Source organism: Rummeliibacillus suwonensis, from assembly GCF_007896435.1.
Taxonomy (GTDB): Bacteria; Bacillota; Bacilli; order Bacillales_A; family Planococcaceae; genus Rummeliibacillus; species Rummeliibacillus suwonensis.
The window spans coordinates 1,991,642-2,010,308 of record NZ_VCBL01000001.1; the positions used below are offsets into that span (position 1 = coordinate 1,991,642).

Consider the following 18,667-nt stretch of genomic DNA (forward strand, 5'->3'; position numbering starts at 1 on the left):
CTATTTTTTAGGAATTACTACATCCAGTATAATGCGATTTTCCTTCAAATTGAATTCTTTTGCTTGTACATTGCCTTCTAAATCATCACTTAGCGGAATATCCATTTCTGTTAAGTTTAAATATATTTGTTCCTCTTTCGGTTGGATCACCATCCAGCTTGGTAAGTCAACGGAATCCTTTAATAACTTTAAGGCTGTCGCAGGAGGAATATCGAGCATGCCCACTTCAACCGTTTTTTGTTTCAACAGTAAGTTGCCTTTTTCAATCGTAGGTTCAAATGTCATAACAATCGGCAAATCCATATCGAAAACTGGCAATGTCCCACTCAATATGACATCTTCTTCATTGATATACATCTTGACCGGAATCTTAGAGCTCTTCATAGAACTGGATATAAGACGATTCGCAATATTCTCGAAGTCATCGGAAGTTGTTTGAACTTGTAAATGACTGCCTTCAGGAAGTTCACTTGCAGTTGGAGTTGGTGTCCCAGGAACTGGTCTTGTTAATAAAAATACAATAGAAACAATCACTACTACCACAAGTGTAGCGAGGAGTATAAATGCTACTTTCCATCTATTCATCAAAAGACTCCTCCTTAAAATCGAATTGACCTTGTGATAGTTTGTTCAGATCATATTCACGTAATGTTTGAATAATTCGTGCTGTCATTAAATCATACCCTTTTGCATTTGGATGAAAAAAGTCTGTATGATAGACAAGATTATTATTTGAATCGAACAAATCCTCAATATTAACAAATGCCGCATGTGCATCGTTATTGGCAAAACTCCGAATGTCCGAATTCCATTCTGTTATAATCGTATTCATATCCGATTCTTCTTTCGTAAAGATGGATAACGGATTATAAACACCGATCAACAAAATAGGGGCATTGGCATTCCGTTCGCGGATTAGAGATAGGATAGTTTCATATCTTTGTTGAAACTCAGGTCTTTTTTTATCAAAGGCCTGTTTGTTCAATTCTGTAATATTGGAACGAACGATCTTCATTAAATCGTTGCCACCAATGGTTAATGTAATAAAATCTGCCTTTTCAAGCGCATCATCAATTTTCCCTGATTGGATTTGATCGATCAATTGTTCACTTCTTCGGCCTCTTTTGGCTGTATTTGTAACAGTTACAGCCTTCACACCTTGCCATGATTCCATGTCTTTTTCTAAACGTCCAACATATCCTTGTTTGCCTTGTTCATCTCCAACTCCTTGCGTTAAAGAATCCCCTAATGCAACATATTGGATATCTTTCGACTTGATCATTTTCGTAACGGCTATTTTTTTACTTGCCTCTTTAGAAATGCCCATACTATCCGTAATCTCACATGCGGATAAAATCAATATAGATAACATTAGTATTATCCATTTTTTCAATTTCATTTCTTCCTTTCATGTCGACCTTGTCGCTCAGAATGAAAGAAAGCAGGGAATGGTCATAACTCCCTGCCGCCTATAATTAGTCTGTATAATATGAAAAACCAATTGCTCCTGCTCCTGTGTGTGTGCTAATAATTGGCGACGTATAGCCAAATTTTACATCATGATAGCCTGACTCTTCAATCAATGCTTTTAATGGTTCAAGCATATGAAGACCATTTGCATGGGCTATCCCCACACCTTTAACCTTTTTTCCATGGGTTTCTTCTTGGAATCGCTTAAACAAATATTTGACAACTTGTTTATGGCTGCGTACTTTTGCAACAGGATTATATGCTCCACCTTCAAGTGAAGCAATCGGTTTAATATTCAACAATGAACCTACTAAACCGGTTCCCTTACCTATACGGCCACCTTTAATTAAGTTTTTCAATGTATCTACAACTACTAATAAATTTGTATTTGAACGTACATGATCGACTCTTTTCAAAATTTCTTCCATTGTCTTACCTTCTTGAGCCATTTTCGCGGCTTCTAACACCTGAAAGCCAAGAGCATAGGAAATAAAGCGAGAATCCACTACGACAACTTTTGTATCTGACATCATTGCTGCCGCTTCAGCAGATTTTACTGTACCGCTCATACCGCCAGTCATTGTGATGACCAATACTTCATCTCCATTACTACCTAATTCATCAAATAGTTCTTTAAATACGCCTACTGCCGGCTGAGAACTTTTAGGTAGTTCAGATATATTAGCCATCTTCTCAAGAAATTCAGCAGGACCAATATCCACGCCATCGATGTATGTTTGGTCATCAATTTGAATAGTTAATGGTACTATATGGATATGGTACTTTTCAATCTCTTCTTTTGTTAATTCACCGGTCGAATCAGTCACAATATGAATTCGTCCCACATTGACACATCCTTCAATAGATTCGTTTCATGATAAAATGATATTGCTATATAGTAAACTAAAAGTCTATTATATTTGAAAGCCCTATCATTTATTTTACTAATGAATCTCTCTTTCAGCATGTGACATTTGTCAATTGTTTTGTGGATATTAAGAAATAGCAAAGAAATCGATTACAAAAATTCACTATATTGGAATACTTTTTGACTTATACGTCCATTAGAAAAAGAATTCACTCTCTATATACTATGCAGTTATTGAAAAAAAACACGTTTTTGACGTATTTTCATCAATAAAGTGAAACTTCACACGAATGAAGGTTTTCTTCATCCCACACTGTATACAAGTTAGAATCCTCTAGCTTTTCCAGGTAATCGATTCCCCAACCTATCCCTTGCTTTTTCTAGAATCTTAATACAAAGTGTTGACCACACTCATTAACATAAGATCAAAACAGCTTCGATTATATGATAAAGTGAAGCTTCCATCAGTGGGGTTCTTCATCCCCCACTGAAATAGAGGAACTCAGGTTAAAAGCGCCACGTCCTTTGGCAACACCTGAGGGACCAACATCTTGTTGGCCCGAACCAATCGGACTTTTACGGGCAGTTGTTCCCCACCTATCTTTCTCGTTTCTCTCTAAACCTTGAGGTGGGGGTCTTACTGCCCTTTAAAACGGGATAAATCTATTATACTATTTTTGATAGATTAAATAAGAAAATTTTATACCTTCTTTTGTTTCATGCTCTTCTGATTCAGATACGATCTTCCATTCATCGCTTATTTCGGGGAAGAAGGTATCTCCTTGAAATGCATGTTGAATCTTTGTCACATACAAAACATCTGCGATTGGAAGAGCTAATCGGAAAATCTGCTCTCCCCCTATAATCATGATCTCTTTTTCTTCCTTTTTAGCGACATCTAGAGCCTCTTCAAAAGAATGTACAATTATAATTCCTTCAGCCTTGTAATTCAAATCTCTTGTGATCACAATATTCGTTCTTCCAGGTAAAGCCTTTCCAATCGACTCAAATGTTTTGCGCCCCATAATCATTGGCTTTCCCATCGTAGTCTTTTTGAAATAAGCTAAATCACCTGGTAAATGCCAGGGCATCTTATTGTTATAACCCATTACACGGTTGTCATCAAACGCAACGATCAATGAAATCATCCTTTTAAACCTCCTCACACAGAAATTGGTGCTGCAATACGCGGATAAGGATCATATCCCTCAATTGTCAAATCCGCCATTTCATAATCAAAAATCGAATCCTTATTCGTTTTAATCACTAGTTTAGGTAATGCCTTCGGTGTGCGGGATAATTGCTCTTCCACTTGAGCTAAGTGATTTTTATAAATATGCGCATCTCCTAAAGTATGCACAAAATCTCCTACCTCTAATTTGCATTCTTTAGCGATTAAATGTGTCAGCAATGCATAGGATGCAATATTAAAAGGAACTCCAAGAAAAACATCTGCACTGCGCTGATACAATTGACAAGACAATTTACCATCCGCAACATAAAATTGGAAAAGCGAATGACATGGTGGTAAAGCCATGTCATCCACTTCAGCAGGATTCCATGCAGACACAATATGGCGTCTTGAATTCGGATTCTTTTTAATGGATTCAATCACATTTCGAAGCTGGTCGATTGTTCCACCTTTCACATCAGGCCATGAACGCCATTGCTTTCCATAAACCGGCCCAAGATCGCCAAATTTCTTTGCAAATACTTCATCTTCCAAAATGCGTTTTTGGAAAACCTGCACTTGCTCGTCATATTGTTCTTTAAATAGTTGATCTTGTAATACGCGATGACCAAAATCTGTCATATCTGGTCCTTTGTAATCTTCACTTTTTACCCATTTTTCAAAAGCCCATTCATCCCAAATATGATTATTTTGTGCAATTAACGTACGTACATTCGTATCCCCTTTTATAAACCATAATAATTCTGTTGCTATTAAACGAAAAGCAATTTTTTTCGTTGTCATCAATGGGAAACCTTCTTGCAAATTGAATCTCATCTGATAGCCAAAAACGCTCCATGTTCCCGTTCCTGTACGGTCTCCCTTATCATTGCCATTTTCTAAAATATGACGGCAAAGTTCTAAGTATTGTTTCATCGACAAAGCCTCCCATTACATACTATTTTTAATGATAACATTGACGATAATGGTCGTAAATTATGAATTTCAATTTTACCAATAAAATGAGAAGGAGCTTATTTTAGACAATACATAAAACTTATATGGAAGCAGGTGTGTTGATTTGGAGTTTATAATAAAGAATATTTCTTATTTAGGCTCATATATTCACCCTAATTTTTTCTAATTAACAGGGCTGATATGGAAAAAATAATTATTGAAAATATGATTGTTGAAATAGTAGCTATTTATTGCCTAAAAAGGGTGTACCCATAATAATTAGGCACACCCTCACTTACCATTTTTCAAAAATTTCTATACTTTGATTCATGATAGATTTTCAAACAGATCTCTATTTTCTGAATCAGAACTTTGTGAATCAGAATCGAAAGAATCTTCATTATCTTTGTTTTCCAAATTATCTTGAGAATTATTTGTCCTATTTCCCTGAATAGATTGAAGATTATTGCTTATTTTTTCTTGAATAGATTGAAGATTTTCTGCTAAATCACTCAAATTTTGCTGCTTATGTTCTACATTCACGCCTCGGCTTGCATCATCTTCGATTTCTGATTCCATTACCCTTTTTTGTCCTTCCAGCTTATTTGCAAGTCCATGTAACATATCAGCTTGATCTAATGATATTGCTTGAGTAAATAACCTTTCCTCATCACTTTTTGGAGCCTGCTCATCTTTATCCTTATCTAGTCCCAATGCATCACTACGAGTTTCCGCTTGTTTTTCGGCAATTTGAGAATCAATATCCGCAATTTGCTTTTCATAATCCTTCAGTTGTTCTTTAATACTCGATAAATCGCCACCTGAATCAAGCGTATTTTGCATCAAATCACTTTTTTGTTCCATCAATGCTTCACGCTGCTTCATTAAACTTTCAACCATCGAATTTTGCCTTTCCTGTTGCATATTGCCAAATAACTGACGTGCTTGACCGCTAATCGTCACAGTATCTTTAAAAATGCTACTTTTTGAAAATATACTCTGAGACAATGTTTTTGAAGTTGCCGCTACACCAATCGTATAAATTGTAGCATCCTGCATAGATATTCTCATTAAAATCACCTTCGTGTAATATTATCGTCTAGAAATGAACGATCTTTAAAAACTACTTTCCATAACCATCATAAAACGATCATCTAGTTACTTTATGAAAAATTATTGTCATTGTTCATAGATTATCTGTTATCTTTATTGGGGCTGTCTCCTGTTTACATGCTCATAAAAATTCTGAAAATTAAAACTTATTATCACTCACTTTACACGAGTGATAATAAGTGGTATTATAATAACTGTAAAGAGGATCAGTAAAGTGATTCCCTTCCGAAGAAAAAATAAAAAAAAGAGGTAATGTACTATGTCAAACTTATTTCCAACAAGTCGTAATTTCTTTTTCCCACAATTCTTCGATCAAGCATTTGATTCTTTCTTTACACCTATGAACCAACCAAGTGTAGACATTGAAGAAAAAGACCATTCTTATGAAGTTACCATGGATCTGCCTGGTATGAACAAAGAAGACATCAATGTCACTTACAACAACAATCTTTTAACTGTGGAAGCAAATCAAGACCAAGAAACAGAAAAGAAAGATGACAAAGCAAACTACATTCGCCGCGAACGTGTAAGTCGTTCTTTCAAACGTCAATTTGTTATCGATAATGTACAATTTGAAGGTATTGAATGCAAATATGAAAACGGCGTACTGAATATCGTTTTGCCAAAGAGCGATCAACAATTAGTTGAAAATAATCACAGAATTGAAATCCAATAACTTTTCCCGAATGTTTCCTCTTGCGTTTCATTTAGGAAAAGGAAAGCCGGATGTGCCATCAACATCCGGCTTTTTTATGTTTTACTGATGATTGATGATACTTGAATATATCATAAAGTACAATGGAGATTTTCCCCCTTTAATAAAGACGGGAAGACTTACTACCTTACTTGTTCATGTGGGGGTAAACTCACTCACTCTAAAAAGCCATTACAATTCGTATAGTTTATCCCATTTTGCATATACTACAGATTGAGTGGAATTTTATAAGGTCCACCCAAAATTTATATAAAAAGAGGTATGTTCAATGTCCAATTTATTTCCATCAAATCGTGATTTCTTCTTTTCTCAGCCATCTGTATTTGATCGAGCATTTGACTCTTTCTTTCCCAAAATGAATCATCCTAGCTCTGATATTGTGGAAAAAGAAAATGGATACGAAGTGAAAATGGATATTCCAGGTATGAAAAAAGAGGATATTCATGTCACTTACAATAACAATGTTTTAACAGTGGAAGCTAGTCAGCGGCAAGCGATGGAAGACAAGGATGAATCAACCAATTTTATCCATCGTGAACGTATGAGTCGCTCCTTTAGACGTCAATTTGTTCTCAATAATGTGCAAGCTGACACGATTCAATGCAAATATGAAGATGGTGTATTAGCCATCACATTACCGAAAAACCCTCAACAATCTATAGATGAAAACCATCGAATTCAAATTCAATAATATTATTTCAATCATTGAGAAGACAAAAAGAAATTGAGAAAAAATGGAATAAGGAAAGGGTGCGAAAACCTGCCAACAATGATGGTTTTTCGCACCCTTAATTTTTGTAGGCGCAGAAAAATATAAACCTAGTAAATGGATAAAATGGCACGCGTGTTGATTTCACAAAAATTAGGAGTACCTGCTGGGGATAATTTTTGAAAAACCCTGTATTTTTAGGAATATTTATATAGATCTTCGCTGCGGCTTGCTCGAGTCCTCGAAAATGCATGCGCATTTCCTTCGTGCGGTGTGGATTCGATGAAGCCAATTCAATGTCCCGCGGGAAAAGCGAATAGATGAGACCCCACAGCGTAGCGATTAGCGATTAAGGAGCGGAGTCTAAGGGCGCCACGTCCTGTGGCAACGACTCCGTGACCAACATCCTGTTGCCCCCAGCATTCGCCCGCAGGAAAGCGAGTAAGCCTTCGCTGCAATCAACGAATCTCCCTATTTTTATGGATTATATTAGATAATCAACATACCTGATAAAATGGATACCATTTATCTTGGTAATGAAAATCCTTTCCCAATAATATCGGATGCATTTAAAAAGATGACAAATGATTCGGTTGCTTGGCTTTGAATCAGCTCTTTTAAATAAACCGCCTCTGATTGCTCCACTACGCTAAATAGCAACGCTTTTTTATTGCGAGAGTAACCACCTTCCGACCAAACTTTTGTAAAGCCACGATCAATCTCATTTTTTATAAGATTCGTTACTTGCTCCTCTTGTTCCGTAATGATCAATACTAATTTTGAAGAAGAAGAATGTAATTGAACAAAATCGATCACCTTACTGCAAATATAGATTGTAATCATAGCATAAAGTGCTAGTTCCAAGTCAAAGATAAACATGGCAGCAACAACAATCATCGCGTCAATAATCATTTGTGCATAGCCGCTTGATAGTCCCGTATATTTTTTGATCAGCTGGCCAATAATGGTCGTGCCTCCAGTTGAACCATTTCCTCTAAATACAAGTCCTAGACCAACACCTGTCATAATCCCACCATAAATCGCCGCTAGCATCGGGTCTTGAACACCATAAGATAAATTAGACGTTACCCAAATAAAAAAAGGTAAAAGAATGGTACCAACCAACGTTTTGATACTAAAATCTCTACCTAGTAGAAAATACCCTAGGATAAAGACCGGGATATTAATACACCACTGCACAATAGCCGGTGTCCACTGGTATAAATCATACAATAGTGTACTAATCCCCACCACACCACCTGCAGCTAATCTGGCTGGCAATAAAAACACATTGTAAGATACGCTAACCAATAATGCGCCCAATGCAATCAAACTATATGAGCGTAGTTCTTTTGAAAAACTCATCGAAAATTCCCTTTCTTTTTTACTAAATCTTATTTAAACAGTTGTTATCGATTCATAAATCGATCCCCATATATCATATGACAATTCTTTTTATGATTCTACCAATCATTTCTCCTGTAACTTAACTGACAGGCCCAATTCTTTCACGTACAATTTTATCGGACCATCCAATCCAGCGTTTAGATAAAATAGACGAACTTTCTCCAATTATTTTTACTTTATGACAGCATGATTGTTATAATATTTACATAGTAGAAAAGGAGGAGAAAGTCATATTCACAGGAATCTATTTATTGTTAGCTATTGTCATAATCATTGCATTGATTTTTACGCTTACGAATGGATTACATGATGCAAGTTCAGTTGTTGCAACGATGATTGCTTGTAAAGCTGCTAGTCCAGTCCAAGCGATATTGATTGCTTCCATTTTTGGTCTACTAGGTGTCTTTTTTAGTGGAAATCAAGTTGCCGATACTGTATCAGCTATCATAAAAGTTTCTCCTAGCATTAATCTTATACATATATTAATCGCTTCACTTTTAGGTGCAGTAGTTTGGAACATCGTCACTTGGAGAATCGGCATTCCTTCCAGTTCAACACATGCTCTTGTTGGCGGCCTTATCGGAGCAGCTTGGATAGCAAATGGGCCCGATAGCATTTTATGGGGCGTATCTGAGCTATTTTCAGGTAATCATCAAGTGGTTGGGATCATGAAGGTTATCGTCTCACTTATTTTTTCACCAGTTCTAGGTTTCAGCATTGCATATGTGATTCAAAAAATTTCTATGTTGCTGTTAAGAAATGCTAAATTCAGCATTAATCATACCATCAATAAGTTGCAGTGGATTGTGGCGGCAGCACTCGCATTCAGCCACGGAGCCAATGATTCTCAGAAAATAACCGGACTGATTTCACTAGCACTAATATCTGCTGGTGTCGTGAATTCACACGCTGTTCCACCTTTTATAAAAATAGCCATTGGTTTGATCATGTTTCTCGGTACCGCATTAGGCGGATGGAAAATAATGAAAACAATAGGAAACAAAATATATGATCTCAGACCTATTCACAGTTTGAATTCCATGATATCTTCTGGGACCTCTATTCTGTTTGCTACCTTTACTGGTGCTCCAGTTTCCACAACACATGTAGTTGTAGGTGGGATTATGGGTGTAGGTTCAGCAGATGAATATCGAATGGTCAATTGGAACATAGGGAAGGAAATAGTGACTGCCTGGTTTATAACCATTCCATGTTCTGCTATAGCTTCTAGCATTATCTACTTTTTAATAAATGGGGTGATTTTCTAATGAAAGAGAATAATTTTTTTGATAAAATATTCCCTAAAAAATATAATTTCTATTCCTTGCTTTTAGCTCAAAGTAAAACAAATTATGAAGTCATTCATACTCTGGACAAGTGGATCAAGGATAGAGACGAGTCCGGTGCTAATGAGTTGTTTATTAAGAAAAAAGAGGCAGATAAAATACGGCTTCAGCTTGAGCATGATCTTATAGAAGCATTCGTCACTCCTTTTGACAGGCAAGATCTATACTCCATTTCTGTGGAAATGAACAAAATAAGTGACTGTTCTATATCCATCTTTAAAACCATTAAATCTTTAAACATCGAAGCAGATTCTACAATAATAGGAATGTCTAGCCTATTAAGCCAAGGAGCTATAGAACTTAATGAGGCCATTTTAATTTTAGAGAAAAATCCCGCTGAATCCCAAAGTAGAATTGAAGAAATTAGAATCGCACAAAAATCAATGGAAGATATCTATATTTCAGGTTTATCAGAACTTTTCATAAATAAAGATTCAATTACCATTTTAAAATATAGAGAAGTATATAATGTTTTAAAAGAAGCGGCCATATTACTTGGAGATACAGTAGATATATACCACAGAATTTGTGTTAGAGTGATTTAAAATATCAGGTGTGTTGATGGTCCATTTTCTTCACAAAAAAGAGTATATTCGCTGATTTCCGCTACGGCTTATACGCTTTTCTCGTGATTTATTCTCTCTTCTCATGGGTGGATTTGCTCTTTTCGAGGGTTTATTTGCTCTTTCTGAGGATTTATTCGCTCCCTCGGAAGGGTTATTCGCTCTCTCAGGAGTTTTATTTGCCCTTTTCGAGAGGTTATTCGCTCTCTCAGGATTTATTTGCTCTTTCGGAAGGGTTATTCGCTCTTTCCGAGACTTTATTTGCTCTCTGCGGGACATTGACTTAACTTTCTGAATCAACACGCCTGTTAAAATATTGATGATCCTTTATGCTACTCCTGCACGAATATCAGCTAAACAATATGTACTTTTGTTATTTTGTTTTACTCCTCACAAAAAAAGCTTACCTATGGGCAAGCTTTTTTATGACAACCATTTAGGCGGAGTATTTTTCGACCAATAGATTTCTCCTAAATCATAGTGTGAAGCGAATTGGTCTGTATATGTGTGATAATGGAAATTATAATAATATCCGTCGAATGGTCGATTTTCTGTACGTACATGAAAACGGATCACATCTTTGCCAGTGGATGCATTGTAGATATGAAACATTTTTTCTGAGTAGTTACCACTTGGTTTTTCAGTGATTGCTAAATTTTTCATTTCTTCTTGATTGACATTGTCTAAAGTCATGTGAATAACTTCTTCGATTTTTGGAAAGATAATATTGTCAAATTCGTTACTAATCTTTGGGCCAATTTTACTGCCGAATTTCACGTAGGCTTGTTCTTTCGCTTGCGCTAAAACGGCTTCAGATACTGCTTCAGCATCCTCTGCTTCATGAACTTGAACTGTATCTATGTAATTTTCAGTTGCTGTCGACTGCTTGGAAAGTTGAGTTCTATGGTTATTATTGTGTTCTAATAAGTTTTCCCATATAGCATGACTTGGTGTGATGAGTCCAAGTGTCAAAACGGCGACTGTTGAAACTAATAGTTTTTGAAGCCAATTTTTCATAACCATCTCACCTACTTTTGAACATTTTTTTACATCTCTTATATACTAGATACGAAATTTGTAAGTAAAGGTTTCATCTTTAGGTAAATCATTGTACAATAATGTAGAAGTAATTTGTTCGTTTTTGTACAAGAAGGAGGGCAACTTTAATGTCAATTGCAATCGGTATTGGATTTTTACTGCTATTATTCTATTTAATGTCTCTTTGTATTACAGACTAAAACAATCCATTATATGATGGCAAGAGCTATGGGAACTTCTCTCATAGTTCTTCTTTTTTTCTGCAATTAATGGCCAGTAAAATCAATTACTTCAAGACTCCAGTAAAAAAGCAGCAGATAAGTAAGGAATCCATTCCCGGTAGATTCAAGCTCATCCCTTATAAGAGATGAAGAAAATCTTCACAAGATGGAGTTTCACTTTATCAACTCGTGATAATAATAGCTGACAGTCTTAGTTCGCAATACTAATAGATTGGTGAATATATTTTGGATCTAGCAATGTTTTCATAATAAAATTTGCAACATCCGCCCTCGCTATACTTTTCCCCCTTTCAGGGATCCCCTCTACTGCCTCTCGATAGTTTCCAATCGGTGCATCATCGGTCAACCCCATTGGTCTAATGATTGTATAGTCCAGATTATAATGGACAATTGTGTCAACAGCATGTCGATGATCCATTAATGGATATTTCAATGTTTTCATCATCATCTTACCAGAAATCCCTGGAATCTCTCCATCAATACCAGCAGAAGCTACATAAATGATTCGTTTTATCTGATGTTTTTGCATTCCAAACGCAATATTTTCCACCATTCTCCCTAACTCCGTTGATTTCTTCAGTCCTTTGCTAGAAGCTAGGCAAGAGATAACAGCGTGCTGTCCTTTAATCGCAGCAGCCACATCATCTGCCTGTAAAGCATTGCCATGATAAATATGTAAAAATGGGTGTGAAATTTGTAGTTTTGAAGGCGTACGGACAAATGCTGTAACTTTCATCCCTTGTTGAAGGGCTAATTTCACTACATGTTGTCCAACTCCACCAGATGCTCCAAAAACAACAAGCTTCATTTGATCAACTCCTTTTCATTTATCCCGCTTTAACGGGCAGTAAGACCCCCATCACAAGATTTAGAAAGAAACGAGAAAGATAGATGGGGGAACAACTGCCCGTAAAAGTCCGATTGGTTCAACTAACCATCAGTGGGGATGAAGAAAACCCCCACTGATGGAGTTTCACTTTATCCCGCTTTAACGGGCAGTAAGACCCCCAAGATTTAGAGAGAAACGAGAAAGATAGATGGAGGGCAACTGCCGCATGCGTCCAATTGATTTGGGTCAACAAGATGCTGCCGCAGGACGTGGCGCTTTTCACTTTCGTTCCTCTAGCCCAGTGGGGATGAAGAAAACCCCTACTGATGGAAGCTTCACTCTATTATAGCGAAAAGAAGAAGTTATTTTCATGTATAGAAAGATTTACTTATTCAAAAATTTTTACCACCATATGTCATCCAACGAAAACTTATGAATATGCCAATTCGGACTTTAACCTTGGAAAAACAAATATGATTGATCAGCAGTATTTGAAGAATAGTAAAAATACCGCCATTAGTAAAACAAAAAAGACCTGCGACAAAAATCCGATCGCAAGTCTTCAGTCATTCAATAACACCATAATGAAACTTGGCATTTAAACGAATATCACGTTTAAAATGATAATGCTCAAATAGAGAGGAACGAAAATGTGCTTTTAAAACTACTCGCTTCTTTGCTACCCGTTTTGCTTCTGCGACCCATTCATCTGTCAATTGTTCATGCAAACCTGCAAACCTTAAAGGTGCAAAGTTCGTTGACTCTTCGATCGTTTCCTCAAACATAGGATCCATATATACCACATCAAATGATTGATCCGGCTGTTTCTTCAGATAATCAATCGCAATAGCGGGAACAACGATAATTCTTTGCATGCATTTTAACAATGGTAATTCTGTAATATCATAATTTTGCATACCTTCACGAACAATAAATGCAATATTAGGATTGCCTTCACACCCAACAACTTTTCCAGTTTCTCCAACAGCAAAAGCGGCTAACATGCTATCTGAACCAATGCCTAGTGTACAGTCGAGTACCGAATCACCTTTTTTCAGATTCATAGCATTTAAAAAGGGATCGTGTTCCCCTCTTGCAACTCGCTTCAAACGAAATGCCGCAGAACTTGGATGAAAGAAAAATGGTTTTTCTATTCCGTATGGATAATATTCATACCGATTTTTACCTGCCACAATAACGTTTGACTTTTCAAACTGCGCTATCTTTTTGACAGATCTTTTGCGTCTTTCTACAAAAGGAACATGTAGTGACTGGCAAGCCCTTTCAGCTAATTGTTGTGAAGTGGGATCAGGACGCCCAGCCGTTGTAACAAGCGTTTTTAATCGGCACATACTTGGTCAAGAACACCTGCTAAATGATCACGAACTTGTTCCATCGCAAAGCCTTCGATTTGTTCACGTGGAATAAAATAGGCTAAATTGCCATCTTTCCAAATCGCTATAGATGGTGAACTTGCTGGTATCTCTTCAAAAAAGCTACGCATTTGCGCAGTTGCTTCACGGTCCTGCCCTGCAAAAACAGTAACCAAATGATCTGGTTTATGTTCTGTCTGTGCAATAGCTTCTATTACGGCTGGACGAGCAAGACCAGCCGCACAGCCACAGATGGAGTTAATCACGATAAGCGAAGTCCCTTTTGATTCTTGCATATGATCAGCCACTTCATCCACTGTTTTCAATTCTGTAAAACCAGCATGAACTAATTCCTCACGCATTGGTTTGACAACACCCTTTATATACTCTTCGTATGCATTCATGGTTTCAGCCTCTTTCAAATTTGTTTAAAATCCTTGATACATAAGGTTTTCACTATTTCCATTGTAGCGAGTATTTCAAAGAATTTCATCTTTTTTCTCTCTAAATGTGAGATTTTGGTGATTTCCATGTAGGATTTTTTATTCATAAATAGTGTAATGGTCCGTTTATATGCAATATATATTTGTTTAAGCAATGAAATATGTGAATTTTTTCATTCATTTATATTACAAATTATAAATTTGAATAGCATTTCTTTGTAAGTCAACAATGCTTTTTATTTTCCAAAAAGGTAAAGAGTATCCCTAGACAATAAAAATATAATTAAATTCAATGTTTTTTTATTGAAAAACGATAAATTTTGTTTTAAAATCATTTTAAAATTAATTTAATGAGGTGTTTTTATGAAACAGGTTACGACACTCTTCTTAAAGGTTGCTGTTATTTTTATCGGAATTCCAGTTCTTGTGTTGTGCATCTTTTTGGTGCCTGAGTTAGGGAATGCTACAGCAAAATTCCTTCCAAAATTTCCTTATATAAAATATCTTGTTTTACTTGTTTTTTATGTATCAGCTATACCTTTTTACTTTGCTTTGTATCAGGCTTTCAAGCTGTTACGCTATATTGACAAAAATAAAGCTTTCTCCGAATTATCTGTAAAAGCTTTAAAGAAAATTAAACACTGCGCCATTACAATTAGTATTTTGCACGTGTTCGTCTTGCCACTGTTCTATCTCTTTGCCGAGAAGGACGATGCTCCAGGTGTTATCTTTATCGGATTAGGTGTTCCTTTTGCTTCAATGGTTATCGCAGTCTTTGCTGCTGTTCTTCAAAAGCTGTTAAAAGAAGCGATTGATATAAAATCAGAAAATGATTTAACGGTCTGAGGTGAATAAGATGGCGATTATTATTAATATTGATGTGATGCTGGCCAAAAGGAAAATGAGCGTTACAGAACTTTCGGAGAGGGTTGGAATAACAATGGCTAATCTTTCTATATTGAAAAATGGAAAAGCAAAGGCGATTCGATTATCAACTTTAGATGCGATTTGTAAAGCTTTAGAATGTCAGCCTGGAGATATTTTGGAATATAAAAATAACGAAGACACTCAAGGATAATAAAGTATAGAAAACTGCTCCTCTGAAATAACTAAAGCCTAATTTCTCAGCTGTAACATCCGATAAATTAGGCTTTTTATATTTTACGGCAATCAAATTAAAACCCCATATCAGGCGTGTTGATTATCCAATTTAATCCATAAAAATAGGGGGATTCGTTGATTGCAGCGAAGGCTTGCTCGCTTTCCTGCGGGCGAATGCTGGGGGCAACAGGATGTTGGTCACGGAGTCGTTGCCACAGGACGTGGCGCACTACAACTCCGTTCCTTAATCGCTACGCTGCGGGGTCTCATCTATTCGCTTTTCCCGCGGGACGTTGAATTGGCTTCATCGAATCAACACCGCACGAAGGAAATGCGCATGCATTTTCGAGGAGTCAAGCAAGCCGCAGCGAAGATCTATATAAATGGTTTTAAAAATACAGAGTTTTTCGAAAATTGCACTAAATATGTATTCCTAATTTTTGTAAAATCAACACGTGTGACCCCATATAGTAGTTTAAAAACACTTGCCACTTTTCACGTAATAAAAAGTATATAAACGATCATCTATCATCATCTAAATCATTATCAAAAAAAGATTTTTTCTTTTCTTCTGTAATTCCAATCCTTTTCTTCATTGTCTGACCAATTATTGAACTATTAATCCCTTTTCTAACAGCTGATTCTATCACTATATAAAGAATAAATAAGCTAAATAGATAAATCACTATAGAGATAAAAGTATTCATAACGATTCCCCCATTTACTTTTTCTCTATATTCTACCATAGGATAATCTTATGACAGCTTGAGCTAATTTGCCTGTATTTCGTTAATTGGAAAATAAAAATGTAGCAATAAAACTATTATCGTTCTTTATGAAACATAAAAAGCGCTTACTATCAGGTGTTATTAAGATATGATTTTCATTAGTTATATAAGGAAATTGAAGATAGGCACTCTTTAAGACTGTTTTGAAGAGGAATTAAGTTACTATTAGATTGAACTTTAATGTAAAAACTTTTTAAAAATGTCTTACAGTTAAAATATAAGAACCAATACTTTTCTGCTTCAATCTGTTCTTTTTGACTTTTTAGTTTTGTCGGTACATTTTGAATCAATGTTTCTATTTCTTCTTGTTCCAATCCTCTATTTAGCATTTCCATTATAGGTATTAAAATCCTTTCATCTTCATCGTGAGCATAAACACTTGTAGACACAAATATCTTATTCCATAACGTTTTTAGAATATCTAAATAGAACTCCTGATTTATTTTTGGATTTTTTACAAGTTCATCAAAAGCATCAGCAACATGAGCTATACTGTGAGCCCATCCTTTTACAGCGATATATCCTCTTAAATCATTTTCTAAGCTAATATAATCGATTAATTTATCCTTTATTTTATATACCATACTTTGGGAGAGAAAATTATCTTCATTATCCCTGTATAAGATAAGTGCTATTAAAAGAGAAGTAAAGGATCTTGTAAAAACTGTATCAGTCTCAGTTCCTCCAATTCCTTTAAATAACAAGTCGCTCAAACCTAAATCTAATAATTCAATTAATAGCGCATGCTCAAGTAGATTTTTTTCTATAATCAATTGATAAAAAGAGCCATAAATCAATTGGTCTCTAAGTTCACTATCAATTGAACCGATATGTTTAATCATAGATTTAACTATAAAAACCTTATTTTCCTCATTCCAAATCTTTTTCTTGTTCTGGATCTCCTTTAAAACCTTTTTTAATTCGTTTTCCTTTAAAAGAACTGTATTAGTTAGTAAATTCATTATTGATCCCCCTACAGTTTTCTATAATAATATCATAATTTTTGGGGGAGGACGTTGGATCTACGTCAAGTATCTGGACACACAAAAGTTTATTTTTTGGTGTCCATACATCTATACTACTTTCATACAAAACACTTTCTTTTTACAGTTAAATGTAAATATATTATAAATTTTAAAAAAATACTTAATTTGAAAATAATTACATGTTATAATTTTTATGTATTAAAATATTAAGAAAAGAGGTTATAATATGAAAGCACAAAAAATTTTAACATGTACACTTTTTTCTTCAGTTCTTTTGGGCTCAACAATTTTTACTGTTTCTACAAATGCCAGCGCTTCTTCAAATACTAGTGCATCTGAAAATACCCAAGTAAGCCAATTTGTGAAACCTAGTGAATTAGAAAAAGTTATACAAGAAGAAAACTTATCTGTAGAAGAATTAATTGCGTATGGTAACTATGTGAAAGCAGAATCTTCACAAGGCAACTCTCTGTATTGGAAAGGAGCAGCTGTAAAAAAAGCTGTTAAATTTATGGTTGATCATTCTAATATTATTCCTTCAAAAACTGTTCGAAATGCAGTGGATAAATATGGTTCTAAAATTATTAATGCGATCGATACAGCGGAAACATATACATGGTACGGAATAGCAAATGCATTAAGTAAAGCAGGTATACCTGATAAGTATGCTGATCTGATTGCCGATTTTATTGTTACATTCTTATTATGAGACTATGATTAAAAAATTTTACTCTCTACTAATCACTCTTCTTATTTTTGGAACTATATTATTCCCTATCCTGATTATAGATATTCTTATCATTTATTTTACAAAAAATTATTATTCTAAGTTAATATATTTAGTATTATTTCTTTTAATTTTTTATATACTTGATTTGCTATTAGGTATATTTATAGACAATATATTAAAGATTAGTAATGATTTTAACTTATTCAAAGTTAATCATTTATTTTCTGGAATTTTTGACTTTTTAGGAAGCTTTATTATTATCATCTATCTCGATTCCTTTTTTAATTCAATCAATTTGTCTATTAGCATTAAATTATTGATTGCTGGATTACACACATTACTATTCTATCTAATCAATAGATTTCATGATGAAAATGATCAAAATGATATTCATATTGAATCTTCTGAGATAATTAAGTCTATTGAAAAGGAAGTAAATTGCATTTTAAAAAAGGAAGATGAAGATATGTTAACTTGTATAAAATTAATGAGAGAGAAATACCCAGATGTTCCCCTAAAAAATATTATAAAGATCGTCCGTAAAACAAATAATATCAATCATTAATTTTATACAAAATCAAGCCCTCTTCCAAACAACAGAGGGCTTTAAATTGTTTTCATTCAATCTTTTAACCAACAAAATATATTGACTAAATACTATGAAAACTATTTTAGAAGTATTTTTTCCTCCATAACAGTTCGTTTAAATTCCTTTCGATATTATTCCACAAGTTTACTACATAGTAAAAATAGTTTTATATTGTATCAAGCGTGTTGATTATCCCATTTTCTCTACAAAATATAAGTGTATTCACTGA

Annotated in this window: 24 protein-coding genes; 10 read left to right on the plus strand and 14 right to left on the minus strand. The window is 34.9% G+C overall.

What is annotated here, in order from left to right:
• The 6 genes from FEU33_RS09130 to FEU33_RS09155 form a co-directional block, all read right to left on the minus strand.
• The gene (locus tag FEU33_RS09130) at positions 1 to 585 is read right to left on the minus strand and encodes a YpmS family protein (protein WP_146549069.1); all 585 of its coding nucleotides are present in this window, start codon (positions 583 to 585) and stop codon (positions 1 to 3) included.
• The gene (locus FEU33_RS09135) at positions 578 to 1,393 is read right to left on the minus strand and encodes a GDSL-type esterase/lipase family protein (RefSeq protein ID WP_146549070.1); all 816 of its coding nucleotides are present in this window, start codon (positions 1,391 to 1,393) and stop codon (positions 578 to 580) included. Before FEU33_RS09135 ends, FEU33_RS09130 begins: the two co-directional genes overlap by 8 nt.
• 82 nt (positions 1,394 to 1,475) lie before the next feature.
• Positions 1,476 to 2,315, minus strand: a complete 840-nt coding sequence (locus FEU33_RS09140; RefSeq protein WP_146549071.1) for a DegV family protein — start codon at positions 2,313 to 2,315, stop codon at positions 1,476 to 1,478.
• Between the two features lie 694 nt (positions 2,316 to 3,009).
• On the minus strand, positions 3,010 to 3,486 hold the full coding sequence (locus FEU33_RS09145) for a dihydrofolate reductase (protein ID WP_146549072.1): 477 nt from the start codon (positions 3,484 to 3,486) through the stop codon (positions 3,010 to 3,012).
• A 14-nt stretch (positions 3,487 to 3,500) separates the two neighbouring features.
• Positions 3,501 to 4,445, minus strand: a complete 945-nt coding sequence (locus FEU33_RS09150) for a thymidylate synthase (RefSeq protein WP_146549073.1) — start codon at positions 4,443 to 4,445, stop codon at positions 3,501 to 3,503.
• Between the two features lie 348 nt (positions 4,446 to 4,793).
• The gene (locus tag FEU33_RS09155) at positions 4,794 to 5,546 is read right to left on the minus strand and encodes a hypothetical protein (protein ID WP_146549074.1); all 753 of its coding nucleotides are present in this window, start codon (positions 5,544 to 5,546) and stop codon (positions 4,794 to 4,796) included.
• A 292-nt stretch (positions 5,547 to 5,838) separates the two neighbouring features.
• Between FEU33_RS09155 and FEU33_RS09160 the strand changes: the two genes are divergently transcribed.
• On the plus strand, positions 5,839 to 6,255 hold the full coding sequence (locus tag FEU33_RS09160) for an Hsp20/alpha crystallin family protein (protein ID WP_146549075.1): 417 nt from the start codon (positions 5,839 to 5,841) through the stop codon (positions 6,253 to 6,255).
• Positions 6,256 to 6,562: 307 nt separating this feature from the next.
• Positions 6,563 to 6,985 (plus strand): Hsp20/alpha crystallin family protein, encoded by a 423-nt coding sequence (locus FEU33_RS09165; RefSeq protein WP_146549076.1) that lies wholly within the window; start codon positions 6,563 to 6,565, stop codon positions 6,983 to 6,985.
• A gap of 311 nt (positions 6,986 to 7,296) precedes the next feature.
• Here FEU33_RS09165 and FEU33_RS18800 read toward each other — a convergent pair whose 3' ends face one another.
• Both FEU33_RS18800 and FEU33_RS09170 read right to left on the minus strand, forming a co-directional pair.
• Positions 7,297 to 7,461, minus strand: a complete 165-nt coding sequence (locus tag FEU33_RS18800; protein ID WP_186725800.1) for a hypothetical protein — start codon at positions 7,459 to 7,461, stop codon at positions 7,297 to 7,299.
• A 67-nt stretch (positions 7,462 to 7,528) separates the two neighbouring features.
• Complete coding sequence (locus FEU33_RS09170) at positions 7,529 to 8,368, minus strand: YitT family protein (protein ID WP_146549077.1); 840 nt, start codon at positions 8,366 to 8,368, stop codon at positions 7,529 to 7,531.
• A 293-nt stretch (positions 8,369 to 8,661) separates the two neighbouring features.
• Here FEU33_RS09170 and FEU33_RS09175 point away from each other — a divergent pair, with 293 nt between their 5' ends.
• Positions 8,662 to 9,678 (plus strand): inorganic phosphate transporter, encoded by a 1,017-nt coding sequence (locus FEU33_RS09175; protein WP_222433417.1) that lies wholly within the window; start codon positions 8,662 to 8,664, stop codon positions 9,676 to 9,678.
• Entirely contained in the window at positions 9,678 to 10,301 is a 624-nt protein-coding gene (locus FEU33_RS09180) for a DUF47 domain-containing protein (RefSeq protein WP_146549079.1), read from the plus strand. The genes FEU33_RS09175 and FEU33_RS09180 overlap by 1 nt, the downstream gene beginning before the upstream one ends.
• A gap of 441 nt (positions 10,302 to 10,742) precedes the next feature.
• Here FEU33_RS09180 and FEU33_RS09185 read toward each other — a convergent pair whose 3' ends face one another.
• The gene (locus FEU33_RS09185; protein ID WP_146549080.1) at positions 10,743 to 11,336 is read right to left on the minus strand and encodes a YpjP family protein; all 594 of its coding nucleotides are present in this window, start codon (positions 11,334 to 11,336) and stop codon (positions 10,743 to 10,745) included.
• A 453-nt stretch (positions 11,337 to 11,789) separates the two neighbouring features.
• Entirely contained in the window at positions 11,790 to 12,407 is a 618-nt protein-coding gene (locus FEU33_RS09190) for an NAD(P)-dependent oxidoreductase (protein ID WP_146549081.1), read from the minus strand.
• 247 nt (positions 12,408 to 12,654) lie between these two features.
• On the opposite strand from FEU33_RS09190, the gene FEU33_RS19285 reads away from it, so the two are divergent.
• On the plus strand, positions 12,655 to 12,777 hold the full coding sequence (locus FEU33_RS19285; protein ID WP_279590439.1) for a hypothetical protein: 123 nt from the start codon (positions 12,655 to 12,657) through the stop codon (positions 12,775 to 12,777).
• A gap of 217 nt (positions 12,778 to 12,994) precedes the next feature.
• On the opposite strand, the gene FEU33_RS09195 is transcribed toward FEU33_RS19285, so the two are convergent.
• Together FEU33_RS09195 and FEU33_RS09200 are read right to left on the minus strand one after the other, a co-directional pair.
• Positions 12,995 to 13,780, minus strand: coding sequence for a class I SAM-dependent methyltransferase (locus FEU33_RS09195; RefSeq protein ID WP_146549082.1), 786 nt, complete (start codon positions 13,778 to 13,780; stop codon positions 12,995 to 12,997).
• Positions 13,768 to 14,205, minus strand: a complete 438-nt coding sequence (locus tag FEU33_RS09200; RefSeq protein WP_146549083.1) for a BrxA/BrxB family bacilliredoxin — start codon at positions 14,203 to 14,205, stop codon at positions 13,768 to 13,770. Before FEU33_RS09200 ends, FEU33_RS09195 begins: the two co-directional genes overlap by 13 nt.
• A gap of 402 nt (positions 14,206 to 14,607) precedes the next feature.
• On the opposite strand from FEU33_RS09200, the gene FEU33_RS09205 reads away from it, so the two are divergent.
• The 3 genes from FEU33_RS09205 to FEU33_RS09215 all read left to right on the plus strand — a co-directional run bounded on the left by FEU33_RS09205 (position 14,608) and on the right by FEU33_RS09215 (position 15,862).
• Complete coding sequence (locus FEU33_RS09205; protein ID WP_146549084.1) at positions 14,608 to 15,090, plus strand: DUF2975 domain-containing protein; 483 nt, start codon at positions 14,608 to 14,610, stop codon at positions 15,088 to 15,090.
• Between the two features lie 10 nt (positions 15,091 to 15,100).
• Positions 15,101 to 15,322 carry a helix-turn-helix domain-containing protein gene (locus FEU33_RS09210; RefSeq protein ID WP_146549085.1) on the plus strand — a complete coding sequence of 74 codons (222 nt, stop codon included), beginning with the start codon at positions 15,101 to 15,103 and terminating at the stop codon, positions 15,320 to 15,322.
• 162 nt (positions 15,323 to 15,484) lie between these two features.
• Entirely contained in the window at positions 15,485 to 15,862 is a 378-nt protein-coding gene (locus FEU33_RS09215) for a hypothetical protein (protein ID WP_146549086.1), read from the plus strand.
• A 4-nt stretch (positions 15,863 to 15,866) separates the two neighbouring features.
• On the opposite strand, the gene FEU33_RS09220 is transcribed toward FEU33_RS09215, so the two are convergent.
• A complete protein-coding gene (locus FEU33_RS09220) occupies positions 15,867 to 16,052 on the minus strand; it encodes a hypothetical protein (protein ID WP_146549087.1) in 186 nt (61 codons plus the stop codon).
• A 179-nt stretch (positions 16,053 to 16,231) separates the two neighbouring features.
• On the minus strand, positions 16,232 to 17,095 hold the full coding sequence (locus FEU33_RS09225) for a DUF2785 domain-containing protein (RefSeq protein ID WP_146549088.1): 864 nt from the start codon (positions 17,093 to 17,095) through the stop codon (positions 16,232 to 16,234).
• A gap of 250 nt (positions 17,096 to 17,345) precedes the next feature.
• Between FEU33_RS09225 and FEU33_RS09230 the strand changes: the two genes are divergently transcribed.
• Both FEU33_RS09230 and FEU33_RS09235 read left to right on the plus strand, forming a co-directional pair.
• On the plus strand, positions 17,346 to 17,828 hold the full coding sequence (locus FEU33_RS09230; RefSeq protein ID WP_146549089.1) for a hypothetical protein: 483 nt from the start codon (positions 17,346 to 17,348) through the stop codon (positions 17,826 to 17,828).
• 4 nt (positions 17,829 to 17,832) lie between these two features.
• Complete coding sequence (locus tag FEU33_RS09235; protein WP_146549090.1) at positions 17,833 to 18,414, plus strand: hypothetical protein; 582 nt, start codon at positions 17,833 to 17,835, stop codon at positions 18,412 to 18,414.
• Positions 18,415 to 18,667 lie beyond the last annotated feature (253 nt).